General features: G+C 63.9%; 16 protein-coding genes. 7 read left to right on the top strand and 9 right to left on the bottom strand.

Going from position 1 to position 16,945, the window contains the following annotated elements:
• Nucleotides 1-124: 124 nt before the first annotated feature.
• The gene (gene rocD / locus B5527_RS41895) at nt 125-1,339 is read right to left on the bottom strand and encodes an ornithine--oxo-acid transaminase (RefSeq protein ID WP_079606718.1); all 1,215 of its coding nucleotides are present in this window, start codon (nt 1,337-1,339) and stop codon (nt 125-127) included.
• A gap of 268 nt (nt 1,340-1,607) precedes the next feature.
• Between rocD and B5527_RS41890 the strand changes: the two genes are divergently transcribed.
• The 3 genes from B5527_RS41890 (at nt 1,608) to B5527_RS41880 (ending at nt 4,730) form a co-directional block, all read left to right on the top strand.
• Nucleotides 1,608-2,435, top strand: a complete 828-nt coding sequence (locus tag B5527_RS41890; RefSeq protein ID WP_154072963.1) for an FkbM family methyltransferase — start codon at nt 1,608-1,610, stop codon at nt 2,433-2,435.
• A 70-nt stretch (nt 2,436-2,505) separates the two neighbouring features.
• Nucleotides 2,506-2,784, top strand: a complete 279-nt coding sequence (locus B5527_RS41885) for a hypothetical protein (protein ID WP_079606716.1) — start codon at nt 2,506-2,508, stop codon at nt 2,782-2,784.
• Between the two features lie 173 nt (nt 2,785-2,957).
• Complete coding sequence (locus B5527_RS41880) at nt 2,958-4,730, top strand: OmpA family protein (RefSeq protein WP_079606715.1); 1,773 nt, start codon at nt 2,958-2,960, stop codon at nt 4,728-4,730.
• Between the two features lie 91 nt (nt 4,731-4,821).
• Here B5527_RS41880 and argG read toward each other — a convergent pair whose 3' ends face one another.
• The 6 genes from argG to B5527_RS41850 all read right to left on the bottom strand — a co-directional run bounded on the left by argG (nt 4,822) and on the right by B5527_RS41850 (nt 10,866).
• Nucleotides 4,822-6,159: an argininosuccinate synthase gene (argG, locus tag B5527_RS41875; protein ID WP_079606714.1), complete on the bottom strand. Its 1,338-nt coding sequence runs from the start codon at nt 6,157-6,159 to the stop codon at nt 4,822-4,824.
• Between the two features lie 111 nt (nt 6,160-6,270).
• On the bottom strand, nt 6,271-7,047 hold the full coding sequence (locus tag B5527_RS41870; RefSeq protein ID WP_079606713.1) for a phosphatase PAP2 family protein: 777 nt from the start codon (nt 7,045-7,047) through the stop codon (nt 6,271-6,273).
• A 93-nt stretch (nt 7,048-7,140) separates the two neighbouring features.
• Nucleotides 7,141-7,668 carry a hypothetical protein gene (locus tag B5527_RS41865; protein WP_079606712.1) on the bottom strand — a complete coding sequence of 176 codons (528 nt, stop codon included), beginning with the start codon at nt 7,666-7,668 and terminating at the stop codon, nt 7,141-7,143.
• Between the two features lie 153 nt (nt 7,669-7,821).
• Nucleotides 7,822-9,033 (bottom strand): 23S rRNA (adenine(2503)-C(2))-methyltransferase RlmN, encoded by a 1,212-nt coding sequence (rlmN, locus tag B5527_RS41860; RefSeq protein ID WP_079607905.1) that lies wholly within the window; start codon nt 9,031-9,033, stop codon nt 7,822-7,824.
• A gap of 218 nt (nt 9,034-9,251) precedes the next feature.
• Nucleotides 9,252-9,863, bottom strand: a complete 612-nt coding sequence (locus tag B5527_RS41855) for an invasion associated locus B family protein (protein WP_079606711.1) — start codon at nt 9,861-9,863, stop codon at nt 9,252-9,254.
• A 157-nt stretch (nt 9,864-10,020) separates the two neighbouring features.
• Nucleotides 10,021-10,866, bottom strand: coding sequence for an SDR family oxidoreductase (locus B5527_RS41850; RefSeq protein WP_079606710.1), 846 nt, complete (start codon nt 10,864-10,866; stop codon nt 10,021-10,023).
• A 225-nt stretch (nt 10,867-11,091) separates the two neighbouring features.
• On the opposite strand from B5527_RS41850, the gene B5527_RS41845 reads away from it, so the two are divergent.
• The 3 genes from B5527_RS41845 (at nt 11,092) to B5527_RS41830 (ending at nt 14,465) form a co-directional block, all read left to right on the top strand.
• Nucleotides 11,092-12,066 carry an NADPH:quinone oxidoreductase family protein gene (locus tag B5527_RS41845; RefSeq protein WP_079606709.1) on the top strand — a complete coding sequence of 325 codons (975 nt, stop codon included), beginning with the start codon at nt 11,092-11,094 and terminating at the stop codon, nt 12,064-12,066.
• Nucleotides 12,067-12,712: 646 nt separating this feature from the next.
• On the top strand, nt 12,713-13,261 hold the full coding sequence (locus tag B5527_RS41835; RefSeq protein ID WP_154072802.1) for a hypothetical protein: 549 nt from the start codon (nt 12,713-12,715) through the stop codon (nt 13,259-13,261).
• Nucleotides 13,262-13,286: 25 nt separating this feature from the next.
• Nucleotides 13,287-14,465 (top strand): TAXI family TRAP transporter solute-binding subunit, encoded by a 1,179-nt coding sequence (locus B5527_RS41830; RefSeq protein ID WP_079606706.1) that lies wholly within the window; start codon nt 13,287-13,289, stop codon nt 14,463-14,465.
• A gap of 63 nt (nt 14,466-14,528) precedes the next feature.
• Here the strand turns inward: B5527_RS41830 and B5527_RS41825 are convergent, their stop codons facing one another.
• Both B5527_RS41825 and B5527_RS41820 read right to left on the bottom strand, forming a co-directional pair.
• On the bottom strand, nt 14,529-14,903 hold the full coding sequence (locus tag B5527_RS41825; protein ID WP_079606705.1) for a YkvA family protein: 375 nt from the start codon (nt 14,901-14,903) through the stop codon (nt 14,529-14,531).
• Between the two features lie 98 nt (nt 14,904-15,001).
• Entirely contained in the window at nt 15,002-15,307 is a 306-nt protein-coding gene (locus tag B5527_RS41820) for a 4a-hydroxytetrahydrobiopterin dehydratase (protein ID WP_079607904.1), read from the bottom strand.
• 277 nt (nt 15,308-15,584) lie between these two features.
• Here B5527_RS41820 and B5527_RS41815 point away from each other — a divergent pair, with 277 nt between their 5' ends.
• Nucleotides 15,585-16,940 (top strand): TAXI family TRAP transporter solute-binding subunit, encoded by a 1,356-nt coding sequence (locus B5527_RS41815; protein WP_245332804.1) that lies wholly within the window; start codon nt 15,585-15,587, stop codon nt 16,938-16,940.
• Nucleotides 16,941-16,945: the final 5 nt, after the last annotated feature.

Raw genomic sequence — 16,945 nt, 5'->3', positions numbered from 1 at the left:
CGATCGTGCCGAGAGCCAGACGGCTGCCACGCTGCCGCAGGAACGTGGCCTGACCGGCGTCACGACGCGGTCGAAGGCGTGGTATTGCGCCTGCTGGCGGAGACGACCGCCGCGGACATCGCCGCTACGAGAAATCCTGTCTCAAGGTGGCTTCGATCCGCTCCAGTGCCCAGTCGACCTGATCGCTGGTAATCACGAGCGGCGGGGCGATGCGAATGGTATGTTGGTGGGTATCCTTGGCAAGGATACCCGTGCCCTGCAGCGCTTCACAGTAGCGACGTGCTTCGCCCGCTTCCGGGTGAAGCTTGACCGCCAGCATCAACCCGCGTCCGCGCACCTCCCGGATCGTGTTGGTACGAATGTTCGCGAGGCCGGCGAGGAAGCGCGCGCCCTGGACGGCCGCGTTCTCGATCATGCCCTCCTCGACCAGCGCGCGCAGCGCTGCCCGCGCCACCGCACAGGCGAGCGGGTTGCCGCCGAAGGTCGAGCCGTGCTGGCCGGGTTTCAGGGTGCCGAGCACCGCGTTGTTCGAAAGCACGGCCGACACCGGATAGAAACCACCGGACAACGCCTTGCCGAGTAACGTCACGTCGGCCTCGATGCCTTCATGCTGCTCCGCGAGCAGCTTGCCGGTGCGGCCGAGCCCGGTCTGGATCTCGTCGAGGATCAGCATCACGTCATGCGCGGTGCAGAGCTCGCGTACAGCGGTGAAATAGCCTGATGGAGGAATGATGACGCCGGCCTCCCCCTGAATCGGCTCGACCAGGAAGGCGACGGTGTTCGGCGTGATCGCCTCTTCCAGCGCCCTGGCGTCGCCGAAGGGGATGATCCGGAAGCCCGGCGCGAACGGCCCGAAATGACCGCGCGCCGCCGCGTCGGTGCTGAAGCCGACGATAGCGAGGGTGCGTCCGTGGAAGTTATCGGCGCAGACGATGATCTCGGCTTGGCCATCCGGCACGCCCTTCACCTCGTAGCCCCATTTGCGCACGGACTTGATCGCGCTCTCCACCGCCTCGGCGCCGCTGTTCATCGGCAGCACCTTGTGGGAGCCGGTCAACGCCGCGATCTCCTGGTAGAACAGCGCTAGCTGGTCGTTGTGGAAGGCGCGGGAGGTCAACGTCAGCCTGCCCGCCTGTTCCACCATGGCGGCCAAGATCTTCGGATGGCAGTGGCCCTGGTTGACCGCCGAATAGGCGGAGAGGCAATCGAGATAACGGTTGCCTTGCGTATCCCACACCCAGACGCCCTCGCCGCGCGACAGCACGACGCCGAGCGGCGCGTAATTCCCCGCGCCAAAACGCGCCTCCGTCGCGATGAAATCAGTGACCGGTGGACCCATCTTTTGTCACTCCCGTTGCAAGGAAATAGTGGCTGGCGATTGCCAATCAACTCTCCCGTCAGACCTGTCTGTCCAAGCTTGAGATTTGCAGCCTGGTTCGGAATGGTGGCGGTTTGGCGCGCGGCGTCAGGAATAGAACGGCGCCCCAACGGAGGCGGGTCAAGCGCGCGGCCGGCCGTTGGAGTTGCGCGCAAACTGGGCTATGCATGCGCCGCTGCCGCAAGCCTTCGACGAGGACTTTTTGACGACACCGACATTGCCTCCCGGCATCGCCGCGGCCAACGATCCGGCGGCGCCTCCGTTCGGGGCGTTCGCGCCTACGCCCGCGCAGCGCGCCATCATCGGGCTGGCGCAACGTTCGCGGCTGAAGCGCGGTGCGTTCCGCCCGATGTTGTCGCGGCTGGTCAATCTGTTGCGCGCGGGTCCAGTCGATGTCCGGTATCAGGGCGCTGCATTTCGGTTCTATCATCAGGCCAGCGCCACCGAGCGCGGTGCCTTGTTCAATCCCGATTACAATCTCGAGGAGCTGGATTTTCTGCGCGCGCATACGCCCCCCGGGGGCGTGTTCGTCGATGTCGGGGCCAATGTCGGCACCTACGCCATGGTGCTGGCGCGTCAGGTCGGCGCAAGCGGAAGAGTGATCGCGATCGAGCCGCATCCGGTGACGCACGCGCGGCTCGCGTTCAACCGCGCCGCGTCCGACACCACACAGGTTACGCTTGTCGCCGCTGCGGCCGGCCCCTCCGACGGCGAGCTGTTGATCGAAACCGACGGCGACAATCTCGGCGCAAGCCACGTCGTGTCAGGCGAACGCTCGGGCAAGGCCATCAGGGTGCCGTCGTTGCGGCTGCAGCGCATTCTCCACGATGCCTCGGTGTCACGCGTCGATGCGCTGAAGATCGACGTCGAGGGTTTTGAGGACCGCGTTCTGACCGGTTTCTTCAAGGAATCGCCGCAATCGCTGTGGCCGCGCGCGGTGGTGATCGAGCATCTGTCGCGGAACGAATGGCGAGACGATTGCATTGCAGATATGCGCGCGCGCGGCTACGCCGAAACCGGCAGGACCCGCAGCAACTCGCTGTTGGTGCGCGCATAGAGTATCCGCCGGGGAACATTGCCGCCATCGCGCCGTTGACGCACCGGATTGAAATCCCGGAAAGAGCGAAATGCCGATCGAGCCGCAAGAGGACCCGCCGATCAAGCCCGGACAGCCTTCGGAGCCGCCACAGGAAGATCCGCCGGGAAATCCGAGGCCCGAGATACCGCCGCCAATGCACGAGCCCGGTGAACCGCCGAGGCCCGAGGAATTGCCGGGCCGCGCGCCCGACGAACTGCCGGTGCGAGGACCGGAAGCACCGCCGGCCACGCCGGCGACCGATGCCGGAATCGCTGGTGGAACGGATCTGAATCCGGGCATGCCGGAGATCCCGCGGGGGACAATGTGAAACTACGGTTTGAAACAACCGCCTGAATGCGCAATGAACAATTGCGCATCAGGACTTTGCATGTTCAGAAATAAAACCAAATCTGCTTTTGAAGGCCGCCACATTGCGGCCTAACGCTTATTCGTTGATCGCCAGACCTTGTTGCCAAACATTTCTCGGGGACCCCCATCATCATGACAAGACTTCGTCTCGTACTGCTCGCCACCACGACTCTGACCACGATGCAATTTGGAAGCACTCTTTCGCACGCACAGTCCGCGCCGCTTGTTGTGGCACAGGCGAAGGAAGAACTCGGTCCCGATGGAAAGCCGAAGCAGCCGCCGAAGGGAGCGCCGCCCGCGCGCCCGGCACCGCCCGCGGCCGCACCGCCGCGCCCGGCACCGCCCGCGGCCGCACCGCCGCGCCCCGCGCCTCCTCCGGCCGCACCAGCTCCGCGGCCCGCACCCCCGGCCGCGGCACCTCCCCGGCCCGCACCGCCGGCTGCGGCGCCTCCCGCACGTCCTGCGCCGCCGCCACCTGCCGCGGCTCCCCCGGCACGCCCCGCGCCGCCACCTCCCGCAGCGGCTCCGCCGCCGCATCCCGTCGCGCCGCCGCCCGCTGCAGCGCCTCCGCCACACCCTGCGCCGCCCACCGCAGCCCCGCCGCAGCGTCCTGCCCCACCGGCTCCGCCGACGGCAGCGCCGTCGCCTGTGCCACCGAAGCCGCCGGGCCCGCCAAACGCCGGGCCTGCCATGCAGCCTCAGCAAAGGCCGGCGCCGGGGGCACCGCCCGCCGCAGGCGCGGGTGTACCGCCGTCTGCAGCGCCGCGTACCGGCTCGCCCGTCAATGCAGCTCCGAACGCCGCTCCGGCCGCGCCGAATGCTGCTCCAACACCGGGGGGAGGTCAGACCGCGTTGCCGCCGGGAGGCGGCCCGCTGGCCCGTCGCGCACCGCCGACGGTCACCGCGCCGATTCCGGCCGCCCCGCCGCAGGCTCAAGCCATGACTCCGATCGCGCCGGGCGCAGCCGCGCAGGGACCGCGGCGCATGGAAGATTTCCGCGGCGACCGCCACGAGAGCGACCAGGGCGGTCGCAAGGTCTTCACCGAACCCGGCCGGGTCATCGTGGTCGATCCCAGCGGCCAATCGTTCATCCGTCACAACGAGGAAGACCGATTCCGTTTCGGCGCACGCGACATCCAGACCCGGCAGGTCGGCGGCGAGACCCAGACCATCGTGGTTCGGCCCGACGGCAGCCAGATCATCACCAGCGTCGGACGCGACGGCCAGTTGATGCGCCGGGTTCGCCGGGATCAGCAGGGCCGCGAGATCATCATCATCGACAATACCTATCGCGATCCTCGCGCGGTCGGCGGTTTCTATGTCGACCTGCCGCCGCCGGTGATCGGCATTCCCTATAACCGCTACATCGTCGAAGCCGACGACGCGCCGCCGGATCTGATTTACGACACCATGGAGGCGCCGCCGGTACAAGGAATCGACCGGCGCTACTCACTCGACGAAATCCGTTACAGCCCGTCGGTGCGAGCGTTGATGCCGAGCATCGACCTCAACAGCATCAACTTCGAAACCGGATCGTGGGAGATTCCACCCGACCAGGCCGCAAAGCTGCAGGGAATCGCGGACGGGCTCAATCGGGCAATCACGCGCAATCCGCGCGAGGTGTTCCTGATCGAGGGTCACACCGACGCGGTCGGAAACGACGTCGACAACCTCTCGCTGTCGGATCGGCGCGCCGAATCCGCGGCCGAGCTGCTGACGCAGCAGTTCGGCGTGCCTGCGGAAAACCTGACCTCGCAAGGCTACGGTGCGCAATATCTGAAAGAACAGACCCCAGGGCCGAGCCGCATCAACCGGCGCGTCACCATCCGCCGCATCACGCCCTTGCTCAACGGCGGAACGGCGTCGCTGCCGCCCCCGCCCCCCGGCATCGCGCCGCCGCGCTGAGGCGAGCACTCCAAAATGAAAATGGCCGGGAGCAATCCCGGCCATTTTTCGTTTCAGGACGCGAACATTTCGTCGTCCCGGCGTTCGCGTTTCAGCTCTTGTCGCTGTCGAGTTTGAAGATCGGGGAGCCTTCCCCGCTGGATAGCAAGCCTGTCTCTGCATAGAGATTCAGCTTGGCGCGGGTATCGGTGATATCGAGGTTGCGCATTGTCAGCTGGCCGATACGGTCGGCTGGCGTGAACGCCGCATCCTCCACCTTTTCCATGCTCAGCCGCTCCGGCTGATAGGTCAGGTTGGGGCTCTCGGTGTTCAAGAACGAGTAGTCGTTGCCGCGACGCAACTCGAGCGTCACCTCGCCGGTAACCGCACGAGCCACCCAGCGCTGGGCGGTTTCTCGCAGCATCAAGGCTTGAGAATCGAACCACCGCCCCTGGTAGAGCAATCGGCCAAGGCGCATGCCGCTGGTCCGGTATTGCTCGATGGTGTCTTCGTTGTGAATGCCGGTGATCAGGCGTTCGTAGGCGATGTGCAGCAGCGCCATGCCAGGGGCTTCGTAGATACCGCGGCTCTTTGCCTCGATGATCCGGTTCTCGATCTGGTCGCTCATGCCAAGGCCATGTCGACCTCCGATGGCGTTAGCCTCAAGGAACAGCGCGACCGGATCGGCGAACGTCTGGCCGTTCAGCGCGACGGGCTGGCCCTCCGCAAAACGCACGGCAACCTTTTCGGCCCCAACGCTACAGTCGTCGCGCCAAAACGGCACCCCCATGATGGGATTGACGATCTTGATGCCGCTGTCCAACTGCTCAAGATCCTTGGCCTCGTGGGTTGCGCCCAGGATGTTGCTGTCGGTCGAATAAGCCTTTTCGGCGCTCATCTTGTAGCCGAATCCATTGGCCGTCAGAAACGCCGACATTTCCGCGCGGCCGCCCAGTTCGTCGATGAACTGCTGGTCGAGCCAAGGCTTGTAGATTTTGAGGCTCGGATTGGTCAGCAGGCCGTAACGGTAGAAGCGCTCGATATCGTTGCCCTTGAAGGTGGATCCGTCGCCCCAGATGTTGACGCCGTCCTCCTTCATTGCCGCGACCAGCATCGTGCCGGTCACGGCGCGGCCGAGTGGCGTGGTGTTGAAGTAGGTGATGCCGCCGGTAGAGATGTGGAAGGCGCCGGATTGGACGGCGGCAATACCTTCGTGCACCAATTGCGTGCGGCAGTCCACGAGTCGGGCTTTTTCGGCGCCGTACTCTAAAGCCTTGCGCGGAATCTCGTTGTAGTCGGCCTCGTCAGGCTGGCCGAGGTTGGCGGTATAGGCAAAGACGCGAGCGCCTTTTTGCTTCATCCACAGCAGCGCCGCGCTGGTGTCGAGCCCCCCCGAGAAGGCGATGCCGACTTTTTCCCCTTTGGGCAGGCTTTTCAGGATCGTGCTCATCAAACTTCCAATCGGTCGAAATTTCCAATGCCGCTCGTGGCTTGAGTGCGCGAATAACAAATTTCGCGCTGATGGGCACGTGTTTAATGGCGGCTGGCGTTATGAAGTCGCTCACACCGACGGACTTGGGCCCACATCGCGACCGCGCCACTTTTGCAAAAAGCGATACGCCGGCCAGGCCAGTCGCGTCAGCGCGGCATCGATGCTTTCGTCGGAGAGCCGGGTCGACGGCCAGCGGTAGATGTAGCCATAGGCCAGCCAGATCACCAGAAACGTCACCAGCCCCGCGGCGGCGACGTCGGTGAAGAAGTGGCCGCCGAATGCCATCCTGAGCACGCTGGTCATGACCCCGAACAGGGTGGCGGCGGCATAGGCCAGCGGCCGCCACGCCGGCGGGGTCAGTGCGGCGGGCGCGTAGGTCCAGAACGCGGTGGCACCTTCGCCGGAGAAGAACGAGCAGTTGCGCGCGCAGCTTCCGCGCGGGTCCCACCAGGGTACGAATTCCTGCGGTCCGTTGAACTGCGTCACCACCACCGGGCGCGGCCGGCCCCAATAGCTCTTGAAGGTGAGATTGGTGAGAATGCCGGCGGAAAGAATCAGGGTGACCAGCAGAAACATGATCGCGCGCCCTGACATCAGCAGCGGACGATCCGGCCGCACCAGCTTTACCAGCAGCGCGACAAGCGCCGGCAGCGCAAATCCCCACGAGATCCACATCGCGCCGTCGCGCGCGATCGCGGCGATGGTGTTGAGCTTGACCGGAAACGACCTGGTCGATGCATCGTAAAACACGGCGGCAAGCTTCAGATCGAGTTCGGGATAGATCCCGAACAGCAATCCGATCACAAGCGCCAGGCCCAGCGCGATGAAAAGTCCGGTCCGGTTCATGGCGCGGGGTTTAGCCGAGGAGATTGGGTATGAAAAGGCTTGACGAGACGCGCTTTTCTTCACCCTCCCCCGGAGGGGGAGGGTGAAACGCAATCACGACGACGGTGGCGATTGTGGCGGCGCAGAAGGCGGCGGCGAATGCGACGGCAGCGGGGGCAGCGGCGGCCGCGGCGGCCGCGGCGGCCGCGGTTCGCGCCACGCCCCGGCATTGCGGCCTGCGATCATCCAGTAGACGACACCCGCAACGATCCCCGCGCCGGTCATGATTTCGAGATGGCGCCGAACGATGCCCTCGAAGCGCAGAGTCGCGGGATCGAACGGGACCAGGCCGAGATAGCATGCGAGGCCGACGACACCGCCGCCGACCGCGTAGGTCAGCGCCCCCCTGATATAAAACGCTTCGGTAATTGCGGCCACGATCATCGCCGGCAATAGCGCAAAGCCGCTGATGAAGATGAAGCCGAAGCCCACTACGACTTCGAGCGCGCCCGGATCGATCGGACCGCTGCCGAGATCGCTGAATTCCGGAAACAGCACCGCGCCGACCACGATCATTCCCGCCACCAGACTGGCGGCGAGAAATCCGAACAGAATTACGAACAGCCGGCCGATCAGCGCCACCGAGCGAGTCCGTCGTCAGATAACAATGGCACCAACCCCTCCACCGTCATGCCCGCCCCTGTGCCGGCATCCACGTCTTGCCTCGCCGAAATCATTCAAAGACGTGGATGGCCGGGACAAGCCCGGCCATGACGCCTAAATTGGATGGTTCGCCTAGTCCGTCATCGCCATGGCGCGCAGTGCCTGCCGCTCGCGCACCGACAGTTTCTCGGTTTCGGATTTGAGTTGGCCGCAGGCGGCCAGAATGTCACGGCCGCGCGGTGTGCGCACCGGCGAGGAGTAACCTGCGTTGAAGACATATTCCGAGAACTTTTCGATCTGATCCCAGTCCGAACATTCGTAAGTCGTGCCCGGCCACGGATTGAACGGAATCAGATTGATCTTGGCCGGAATGCCCTTCAGCATCTTCACCAGCAACTTTGCGTCGTCGAGTGAATCGTTGACGCCTTTCAGCATCACATATTCGAAAGTAATCCGCCGCGCGTTCGACGATCCCGGATAATCGCGGCAGGCCTGCAACAATTCCGCAATCGGATATTTCCGGTTCAGCGGCACCAGTTCGTTGCGCAATTCGTCGCGCACCGCATGCAGCGATATCGCCAGCATGACGCCGATCTCATCGCCGGTCCGGATGATGTTCGGCACCACGCCCGAGGTCGACAGCGTGATGCGGCGGCGGGAAATGCCGATGCCCTCATTGTCGGCGACGATCAGCAGCGCATCGCGCACCGCCTCGAAATTATACAGGGGCTCGCCCATGCCCATCATCACCACATTGGTGACGAGGCGGCTGCCGGTCGGGGTGACGCGGTCGGCCCAGTCGTTGAGACGATCGCGCGCCACCATGATCTGGCCGACGATTTCACCCGCGGTCAGATTGCGTACCAGCCGCTGCGTGCCGGTGTGGCAGAACGAGCAGTTCAGCGTGCAGCCGACCTGCGAGGAAACGCACAGCGTGCCGCGGTCGGTTTCCGGAATATAGACGCACTCGACTTCATGCGCCTTCTCGATCTTGTCGCCGCTCGGCAATCGCAACAGCCATTTGCGGGTGCCGTCGCTGGAAATCTGCTCCGCCACCACCTCGGGGCGCGCGACCGTGAAGTGCGCTTCGAGTTCGCCGCGCATTTCCTTGGAAATGCTGGTCATCTCGGCGAAATTCCGCGCGCCGCGAACATAGATCCAGTGCCACAGCTGCTGCACGCGCATCTTGCGCTGCGCCGGCGCCACGCCGATGGCGCCGAGTTGGTCCGCGATCTCCGCGCGCGACAGTCCTACCAATGAGGGCTTGGCCGGCGGCACGTAGGTTTCGAGCGCGATCTTTTCCAGGGGCGCCTGCGCATTGGGCGTTTCGATGGTCGTCTGCATCACTTGGCATCTCTGTGAGACGTCATGGCCGGCCTTGTGCCGGGCATCCACGTCTTTTTGGCGGCCGGTCAAGACGTAGATGGCGGGACGTCCGGCGCGACGACGCGCCTCGCGCTTTTACCCGGCCATGACGACCAAAACATTCGCTAGCTGACGGCCGGGATCGGCCTGCTTCCGGAAAGCCTTATATAGCAACCGACAACGCAATTGCGACCGGGTTAGCGCCGGCAATCCTGCGCCAGCCGGTCGAGCGCCTGGGAAAGCCCCTTCAGCGAGAACGTATCCGTGGTCTCGGTGCCCTTTGTCGACACCCCCTTAACGATCACGTCCGGGGCCTTGCGCATGGCGTCGACCATCCGCTCTTCCTCGGCGGCGTTCTTGATCCAGAGGCCGTCGCCCTGGGTGTACATCGCGTAGGAAGCACCGCCGACCTCGAGCGTCGATTCCGAGCCCGGCTTCAGGGTGTAGCCGATCATGACCGAGACTTCGTTGGTCACTTTCTCCGCCGGACGGGTGGAGACGAAGGCGTAGGCCGGATCGCGCGGACGATTCGGCGGATTGGTTTTCGACGAGGCGGGTTTTGCGAGCGCAAAGCAGACCTTCTTGCCGTTCGGCGTCGCGGTATAGGCCCCCCAGGTGCCGAACTGCCCGATCAGCGTCGGCTCCGCGCCTCCTGTAACAGCGGGCTTGGTTTCCGGCTTGGCCACCGCAGGCTTGGCCGTACTCTTGGCGGCTTTCGGCGCCGGGGTGGTCTGCGCCTGCGCAAGGTTTGCTGCCCCGCACATCAGCGCACTCGCAACCAGGGCTGTCAGCTTTCGTTGCACGGACATCACCAATTCTGGTTCCCCCATTATTGTGACTGGAAGATGGCCCGACATCGGCCGTCACGGGGGCCGATGGATAGCCGGGAAATGCCTTTTTGGGAAGGCAGTTACGAAGCTCGGAATGGGCACAGCCACGAAACGCCGACGTGTCCTGACGCGCCGTTCATCCCTGGCTTTTCGACCGCGCCGACCGATGCTTTTCCCACTGCGCGTCGGTCCACTGCAGCAGATCCTCGGCGCCGGAACTGCGCAAATGCGCGCCGCCATCCTGCACCACCATCTCGCCATTGATGTAACCGGCAGAATCGGAAATCAGGAAACTCGCCAGATCGGCAAGTTCGCTGTGTTCGCCGGCGCGGCCGAGCGGATTTCTCGAGGTCCATCCCTGGTCGCGCCCCTCTGGCCGAAGCTGGCCCGAGGCGCCGGCGGTCGGAAACGCGCCGGGGGCGATCGCTACCGTCCGGATGCCCTTCGGTCCCCATTCCACCGCGAGGCTTTTGGTCATCGCGAGAACGGCTGATTTCGCCATCGCAGAGGGTACTGTGAAAGCGCGGCCGGTAATGGTCGAGGTCGAGAGGATGCTCAGCACCACGCCCTTATGTCCCGCGTCGATCCAGCGCTTGCCCGCCGCGAGCGTGCAGTACATTGCGCCGTGCAGCGTCGGCGCCAGAATCGCGTCCGCGGCGCGGAACGACAGTTGCTCGGTCTGCGCGATGAAGGTCGCGGCGGCGTTGTTGACGAGCACGTCGAGCGGCGCCTCGCGCCAGACCGCATCCATCATGGCATCGACATCAGCGCCGTCGCGAATATCGCATCGGATCGCGGTGACCTTGCCGCCGAGATCGGCGCGTATCTGCGCGGCGGTGGTTTCCAGCAATTCGAGCCGGCGGCCGCAGATGATCAGTTCGGCGCCAAGCGCGACGAAGCGGCGCCCCATCGCGGCGCCAAGCCCGGAGCCACCGCCGGTGACCAGTATCCGCTTTTCCTTGAGCAGGCCTTTTTCAAACATCGTTTTCTCCCCGTCTCATTTCGCGCCGTCATTCCGGGCCAGCGCGTAGCGCTGGATCCGGAATCCCGGGATTGTCGATCCTGATCATCTCGAGGTTCCGGGTTCGCGCTTGCGCACGCCCCGGGATGACGGTCTCCCCGCGCCTGCGAATCAGATTGTAGCCCGGCTTCAAATCCGGCATGAAGCAACCTACGTCATTTCTGCGTCCGAAATTCAGGTGTGCCCATGAAAGCCATTCTCTGCTCGCAATATTGCGGCCCCGACGATCTCGTGCTGGCTGACGTGCCCGATCCCGTCGCGGGGCCCGGCGAGGCCGTGATCGCGATCAAATCCGCGGCGCTGAATTTCTTTGACCTCCTGATGATCCAGGGCAAATACCAGATCAAGCCGCCGTTTCCGTTTTCGCCGGCCGCCGAAGTTGCGGGCGTGATCGAAAGCGTCGGCGCCGGCGTCACCGATTTGAAAGTCGGCGACCGCGTGGTGGCCTCCTGCGGCCACAACGGCGCCCGCGAAAAGGTCGCGCTGCCGGCCAGTTCGATCGTCAGGATTCCCGACAATCTGGATTTCGATCGTGCCGCCGGGATCATCATCATCTACGGCACCGCGCTGCATGCGCTGGAGGATCGCGCCAGCCCGAAGGCCGGAGAGACCATGGCGGTACTCGGCGCCGCCGGCGGCACCGGTCTGGCGGCTTGCGAACTCGGCAAGCTGATGGGCCTGAAGGTGATCGCCTGCGCCTCGTCAGACGAGAAGCTTGAATTCGCCAAGGCGCACGGCGCCGAACTCGGCCTGAACTACGCCAAGGAAGATCTCAAGGAAGGCTTGCGCCGGCTCACCGGCGGCAAGGGCGCCGATATTATTTTCGATCCGGTCGGCGGCAGTTATGCCGAGGCGGCCTTGCGTTCGATCGCCTGGGAGGGCCGCTTCCTGGTGATCGGGTTCGCCGCCGGCGATATTCCGAAGATGCCGCTCAATCTGGCGCTATTGAAGGGCTGCGATATCCGCGGCGTGTTCTGGGGCGCGTGGGCGCGACTCAATCCGGAGAAAAATCGCGCCAATCTGGAAAAGCTCGTGAAATGGACCGCGGAAGGCAAGATTTCGTCGCATGTCGACCGCACCTTCCCGCTGGCGCAAACCGCCGACGCGTTGAAGGTGCTGGCGGGCCGCCGGGCGATGGGCAAGGTGATTTTGCATCCGTGAGGGGCGCTGATCGCCGTCAAGCAGATCACGCCAGCTGTCGTCAACCGGCTTGACCGGCCGGCCCCCCCGCACCGCTTCGGCGTGCTGGTTCCGCGCGGTCGCGGCGATCGGTTGTTCCGCGCGTTGCTAAAGATTCTGCATGTTGCCGCCAAGTTTTTCAAAAATTCTTCATATTTCCGCCAAGTAGTTCAAGAAATCGCGCGGTACTGCCGCAATGAAATCAAGATTTCTCCCAAATCGTGCCGGCGATCGTCGCTTTTTGGACGGATTCAAAATGCGAATCTTCGTTCTCAGTAACGGGGCCTTGGTTACTCGAGAGCGATAAAAGCTGAAAGCCGGGATGCCCTGATGTTGCGTCATAGCGGGAGGCATCACCATGAAGAGGCAAACCAGGCTCACTTCATACGGCGAACGAATTGTCGGGGCGGTTGATCTAGACTTCAGCGGGCAACTTAGGTCGCCTTGCGCCCATCCATCGATTGCAGCGAGAGACGATCTTCTCCCTGAGGATGTGCCCCTGTTTCTCTCCGGGTATGCCGAAGAAGAAACAGAGCTGCCGGGTTTCGGCAGAGCCCGGGATGGATTGTTCATTGCATCGCGAATCTTCAGGATCAGTATTTTTGCAGCAGCGGCGGTGGCAATCGCCTTGGCGACCCTGTCGGTGCCGAATCCATTCGCGCTGTTTGCGAACGCCAGGGCTTCGTTGATCGGCGTTGCGGCGAGCGAGACGCCCGCCAGCCCGTCGGCACCAGCCGCTCGATCGGCCGCCGCTGTTCAGGCGCCGACCGCCATGGGCACGCCGACCCGCGACGAAATTGCCGCCGCGCTGAGAAGCGCCCATCAGAATCAGCCGGAGATGCTTCAGCCAGCCGCTGCAACGCCGCAGCCAGCCGCTGCAACGCCGCCGGTACGACAGATCGATGCCGACGAACTCGCGACGTTGCTGAAGCGGGCAAAGGACTCGATCGCTGTCGGCGACATCGCGGCTGCCCGGTTGTTGCTCGCACGCGCAGCCGACGCGCAGGATGCCAGCGCTGCCCTGCTGCTGGCCCAGACCTACGATCCGGTGGTGCTGGGCACGCCGGACACGCGAAGCATCACGCCCGATCCGGTGGCGGCGCGCGGCTGGTACCAAAAGGCAGCCCGGTTCGGGTCGCAGGCCGCGCAGCAGCGTCTTGCTCAGATGCAGAATTAGTTTTTGCCAAAACAGAGGGGACGCCATGCGGCGATTAGTTGGGCTGGCGATGTCAGCCATGATGATGGTTTGTGCCTTCGCGGCCCGTGCCGAGAATACCGAATATGACCCGGCAAAGGTCAGCGAGAGCCTGAAGGCGATATTCCAGCTCGGATCGACCACCACCAAGCAGGGCCTGAACGCCAACACGGTGACGCTGATATCCGGCACCATCGGGGGCACCTATGTCCAGTTCGGCGCCGACCTGGCCTCGTTGCTCGATGACGGCAACAAACTGCGCGTGCTGCCGATCGTTGGCCGCGGCTCGGTGCAAAGCGTCGCTGACATTCTCTTCCTTCAGGGCGTCGACCTCGGCATCGTTCGCGCCGACACACTCGATTATCTCGAGAAAAAAGGCTTCGCCAAAGACCTCAAGAAGCAATTCACCTATGTGACCAAGCTCTATAACGAAGAGATGCACGTCATCGCTTCGAAATCGATCCACAATCTCAGGGATCTCGATGGCAAGACCATCAGCGTCGACCTGCCCGACGGCGGCACCTTCGTCACCGCGCTGACCGTGTTCGAGCGGCTCGGACTCAAGCCAAAGGTCGTCTATATCGAGCAGCGCATCGCGCTGGAGAAATTGAAGGCCGGCGAAATCGACGCCGTGATCGTTGTTGGGGGCAAGCCGTACAAGGCAGTAAGTAGTTTCAAGGACGATCGGTTCCATTTGGTGACGGTCAACTACGAGAAGGCGCTGCAGGGCGATTACCTGCCGGCGACCCTGTCGGCGAAAGACTATCCCAACCTGATTTCCGATCAGGAACAGGTCGTCGACACTATCGCGGTGCCTGCGGTGCTGGCGGCCTATAATTGGGCCCCCGAAACCGAGCGATATCGAAAGCTCGCGCTGTTCGTGGACGCGTTTTTCACGAAATTTCCCGCCTTCCAGAATCCGCCCTTCCACCCGAAATGGAAGGAGGTTTCGCTATCGGCGCCGCTTCCGGACTGGCGACGTTTTCCCGCCGCCCAGCAATGGCTCGACCGGCACGGCATCGAGCCCGTCGCACGCACCCGGTTCGACGAATTTCTGAAGCAGAATGCAGCGATGGGAAAGCTGCCCGCCGACGCCGACAAGGAAGCGTTGTTCAAGCAGTTCCAGGCATGGGAGGCCGCGCAGCAAGCCCATGCGCTACCGCGGCCGCCGCAAAAGGTGCGGTAGAGTTTGCAATCGTCGGAAGGCGGGGCCGGCCCCGAACTTTCAATCGCCGCCTTTGGCACCGGCTCAATCGCCGCTGCCGATTCCCCGCTTCAACGCGGCGCGGGCCGCCTCGCGATGCTCCGGCGTGATGTGGGTCGCGACCATCCGGATCGCGGTGGCGAGCACGGCTGCATCGTCGGTGAAGCCGAGCACCGGCAGCATGTCCGGGATGAAATCGAACGGCAGGATGAAATAGGCGATGGCGCCGAGCAGCGCCGCCTGGACATGGCGCGGCGTCTGCTTGTCGAACGCGCAATAATACGCCGCGAGCAAATCCTCCGCGAACGGAAGTTTTGCGACGACCCGCTTCAGCTTGATCCAGAAACGCCGTCGCACGCTTTCGCGGTCCTGCGCCAGCCGGTCGGCCGGCTCGAAACCCACGGTATGTTCTGAAACCATCGCTTGGGTTCCCTGAAGCCACCGCGGGCAATCGCCGCGGCGCACGCCCTCTAGCTGGGGATGTCGCGTCTGCGCCGCAAGATTGCGCGGGGACGCCGTCAGTCCACGCCGAGCTGTTTTGCGATCGCGTTCATCGCCTTGGCAAGCTCGATATCGAGCGCGGTAACGCCGCCGGCGTCATGGGTCGCCAGAACCACTTCCACGGTCTTGTAAACGTTGCGCCATTCCGGGTGATGATCGCGCTTTTCAGCCACCAGGGCCGCGCGGGACATGAAGCCGAACGCTTCGTTGAAATCCTTGAAAATGAAGGTTCGCGCGATCGCCTCGCGGCCGGGCGTCTCGGCCCACTCCGATAGCCCCTTGAGGGCCGATTTTCGCGCCTCCGCCGATAGCCGCTCCGCCATGATCGCCTCCCGTTTCACACCAGCTCTACCCTAACACCGATCGGGGCCTTCGGGATCCCTGCCAAAATCTGCGGCAAAGCCGGTCCAGGGCCGAGCCGGTAACCATGCCGCAGATGTAACGCCGCTTTGGCGGGAAATTTGCTACAATGTGAGTCTAACCGCATATGGCAATATGACGTTGGACCTCAAACGATTATTTGCCAGATCGATGACGGGAGGGTTCGACCTGGTCGAGCCGCCGGCGCAGCCGTCGCCGCGCTCGGCCAATCGGAAGGCGATGTTCGTCACGCTGGCGGGGATTCTCGCCCTCGCCGGCACGCTCGCAGGGGCCTATTACTTTGCGATGCGACCGGAGATGTTGCGGATCGCAGTCGGTCCGGCAAATAGCGATGACGTCAAGGTGGTCCAGGCTCTGACGCAGGCCTTCACGCAGGTGCACAGTCACATCCGTTTGCGTCCGATTCAGACCGAGGGCGCCGCCGCGAGCTCCCAGGCGCTCGCCGACGGCAAAGCCGATCTCGCCATCATCCGCGGCGACCTCGACGTGCCGAAAGATGCGGAGGCGGTTGCGACATTGCGCAAGAACGTCGCGGTGCTGTGGGTGCCCCCACCGGCGAAGGGCAAGGGCAGAGGCAAGAAGGCCGACCCGAAGATCACCAAAATTGCGGAGCTCGCCGGACACCGTGTCGGCGTCGTCGGCCGCACCCCGGCCAATGTCAATTTGCTCAAGGTGATCCTGCAGCAAAGTGGCGTAGACCCGGGCAAGGTCGAGATCGTTCAGTTTCCGGCCAGCGAAGCCGCGGACGCCATCCGCAACCAGAGGGCGGACGCCTATCTGGCTGCCGGCCCGGTCAACAGCAAGATCACCGCGGATGCGGTCGCTGCATCGACGCGCGACAGCGGTACGCTGACTTTCCTCGCGATCGATTCGGCCGAGGCGATCGCGCAAAATCATCCGGCATACGAGGCCTCCGAAATTCCGGCCGGCGCCTTCGGCGGTTCGCCCGGCCGGCCCGACGACGAGGTCAAGACGATCAGCTTCTCCCACCACATCGTCGCGCGCAAAACCCTCTCGGAATCGACGGTCGCCGCCTTCACCCGGCAGCTGTTTTCGGTTCGGCAGGCGCTGATGGCGGAATTCCCGCTGGCCGCGAAAATCGAGACCCCGGATACCGAAAAGGATGCCGCGATCCCGGTGCATCCGGGGGCTGCGGCCTTTGTCGACGGCGAGGAGAAAACCTTCATCGATCGCTACAGCGATTACATCTGGTGGGGGCTGATGTTGGTGTCCGCGATGGGCTCCGCCGGTGCCTGGTTCGCCGGCTATCTGAAGAAAGACGAACGTTACAACAACAGTACCTTGCGCGAACGGCTGTTGGACATGCTTGCCGCCGCGCGCCGCAGCGATTCCATCGAAGAACTCGACCGGATGCAGACTGAGGCAGACGATATCCTGCGCGATACGCTGCAGTGCTTCGAGCATGGCGCCATATCGGAAGGGGCGTTGACCGCCTTCAATATCGCGCTCGATCAATTCCACAATGCGGTGGCCGATCGCAAGGCGCTGCTGAACAGCATCCCGCAAAACCTGCAACGGGCGGCCGCCCAGTTCCGGGCGAGCGGAACCATGTAAGCGGC

It is taken from the genome of Bradyrhizobium erythrophlei (genome assembly GCF_900129425.1).
Classification (GTDB): Bacteria; Pseudomonadota; Alphaproteobacteria; order Rhizobiales; family Xanthobacteraceae; genus Bradyrhizobium; species Bradyrhizobium erythrophlei_C.
This window is presented reverse-complemented; position numbering and strand designations above follow the sequence as displayed.